General features: G+C 67.5%; 2 protein-coding genes. Both read left to right on the top strand.

All coding sequences use genetic code 11. The features are described from left to right. Window positions 1-135: 135 nt before the first annotated feature. Window positions 136-1,053 (top strand): site-specific integrase, encoded by a 918-nt coding sequence (locus tag K4G67_RS16675; protein ID WP_239807387.1) that lies wholly within the window; start codon window positions 136-138, stop codon window positions 1,051-1,053. A gap of 4 nt (window positions 1,054-1,057) precedes the next feature. Next, complete coding sequence (locus K4G67_RS16680; RefSeq protein WP_239807388.1) at window positions 1,058-2,251, top strand: IS91 family transposase; 1,194 nt, start codon at window positions 1,058-1,060, stop codon at window positions 2,249-2,251. The last annotated feature ends 289 nt before the right edge of the window (window positions 2,252-2,540 follow it).

Here is a 2,540-nt window from a genome sequence, read left to right on the forward strand (position 1 = left end):
TGGGCCGGTGCACGAACCGCTGCGCGGAGGGGTGCTTGCGGCGCGGTTGAGGTAGAACAGCGGGCGCAGCGCCTGGATTGAGCAATTCCCAGCATGGGCAGAGCATCCCGGCTCCTTCAACCAAGGAGTCGACCAATGAACGAGCTTGTCCCTGTAGCCACCGCCGAGCCTGTCAGCCCGCTGCGCCAGCGGCTGATCGACGACATGAACATGCGGCATTTCAGCCGCGAGACGCAGCGCAACTATGTCCGCGATGTCGGGCGCTTCGCGACCTTCCTCGGTCGCCCTCCTGATACGGCGACGGCAGAGGATCTACGCCGCTTCCAGATCGAGCAGCGCGAGGGCGGGATGCCGGTGCCGACCATGAACGCCATCGTCGCAGCGTTGCGCTTCTTCTTCACCCATACGCTCGACCGCCCGGACCTCGCCCGCCGGCTCGTGCGCATGAAGCAGATCCGCAAGCTGCCGGTGGTGCTGAGCCGTGACGAGGTCGCCCGGCTGCTGGGGGCGACCACCTGCCTCAAGCACCAGGCGGCGCTCTCGGTCGCCTATGGCGCGGGCCTGCGCGTGGGCGAGGTCTCGATGCTCAAGGTGCGCGACGTGGACAGCGAACGCATGCTGCTCCGGGTCGAGCGCGGCAAAGGCGGCCAGTATCGCAACGCCATGCTCCCGGCGGACCTGCTCGTGCTGCTGCGCCAGTGGTGGAGGCTGGGCCGCGAACAGGGCGTGATGCACCGTGATGGCTGGCTGTTTCCGGGGCAGCATTATCTTAAGCCGATCTCGACCAAGCAGATCCATCGCGTTGTGGCGGAAGCGGCGCAGGCGGCAGGGATCGCCAAGCGCGTCAGCCCGCACACGCTGCGCCACAGCTTCGCCACGCACCTGCTCGAGGACGGCACCGATATCCGCATTATCCAGGCGCTGCTCGGCCATGCCAAGCTGGAGAACACCGCCTTCTACACCAAGGTCGCGACCAAGACCGTACGGGCGGTGACCAGTCCGCTCGATCGGCTTGGGCTGTTCACGCCAACACAGACGGCGCCGCCCGGCTGAGCCCGTGCGGACCTCGCTCGAGGTCGCCGACATCTTCCGCGCAGCCGGTCCTGCCTACCGGGCTGCTCATGCCGGGCATCTGAGCCTGCATCAGCTGAAGGTCATGTCGGCGATCGAGCACTGTCGCACCGCTGCGCTCGGCGGGCATGTCGAGGCCTGCACCGGCTGCGGGCACTGGCGGATCGCCTACAACTCCTGCCGCAACCGCCATTGTCCCAAGTGCCAGGGCGCCGCGGCTCGCACCTGGCTGGAGGCGCGTGAGGCGGACCTGCTGCCGGTCGGCTACTTCCATGTGGTCTTCACGCTGCCGGCCGAGATCGCCGCCATCGCCTTCCACAACAAGGCGCTGGTGTACGACCTGCTGTTCAAGGCGGCCTCGGAGACCATGCTGACGATCGCCGGCGATCCCAAGCATCTGGGCGCCCGCATCGGCATCACCGCCGTCCTTCATACGTGGGGATCGGCCCTGACCCACCATCCGCACGTGCACATGATCGTGCCGGGCGGCGGTATCGCGCCAGACGGCAGCCGGTGGATCTCCTCGCGCCCCGCCTTCCTGCTGCCAGTCCGGGTGCTCGGTGCGCTGTTCCGGCGCCTGTTCCTCACCAGGCTGCTCCAGCTCCACGATACCGGGCGGCTCGCCTTCTTTGGCAGCCTGTCCGGGCTCGCCGACCGCCGTGCCTTCCTGCGGCACCTCTCACCGGTGCGGAAGAAGCGTTGGGTAGTGTACGCCAAGCCACCCTTCGCCGGACCCGAAGCGGTGCTCGCCTATCTGTCGCGCTACACGCATCGGGTAGCAATCTCGAACAGCCGGCTCATCTCCTTCGACCAGCGCGGCGTCACCTTCCGCTACAAGGATTATCGTCGCGGCAGCGCAGACCGCCAGCAGGTCATGACGCTTACCGCCGACGAGTTCATCCGTCGCTTCCTGCTTCACGTCCTGCCGACCGGCTTCCACCGCATCCGCCACTATGGCCTGCTCGCCGGCGGATGCCGCAAGGACAGCCTGGCGCTTGCCCGCAGGCTGCTGGCGGTCGCGCCGCCTCCCGAAGACAACGCGACCGAAGAGCCGCCTGACACGCGACCGCCGTGCCCTTGCTGCGGTGGGCACATGGTTGTGATCGAGACCTTCGCACGCTGGCAGCAGCCCCGCGCGCCACCGGCCGCATCATCGCCCAACCGGACGATCGCGCCATGATCCGGCATGGCTCGCCTCTAGCACGCCGCGTAGCCACTGCGCTTCCGGCGATGTCACCGCCTGTGCGATCACCGACAGCAGTCGTCCTGACGACCCTATTAGGCAGCGATCGCAGTGAGGATCTACCTCGCTTGGCAGCCGTGATCCCGTCAGCCACCATGCATCCTGGCGCCTTGGCTACTCGCCCCCGGATCAGCCGAAACCCGAAAACCCCATAGCGCACAGCGTGCGGCCCACGGTTCGTGCTTCGGGGACTTCCGTACGCCTCCGGCGCCCGGAACCCTTCACG

Origin of the sequence: Croceicoccus hydrothermalis, assembly GCF_022378335.1 — a bacterium.
Lineage (GTDB): Bacteria > Pseudomonadota > Alphaproteobacteria > Sphingomonadales > Sphingomonadaceae > Croceicoccus > Croceicoccus hydrothermalis.

Coding starts and splice junctions, on each gene's coding strand:
- K4G67_RS16675 (WP_239807387.1), top strand. CDS start 136: ATGAACGAGCTTGTCCCTGTAGCCACCGCCGAGCCTGTCAGCCCGCTG.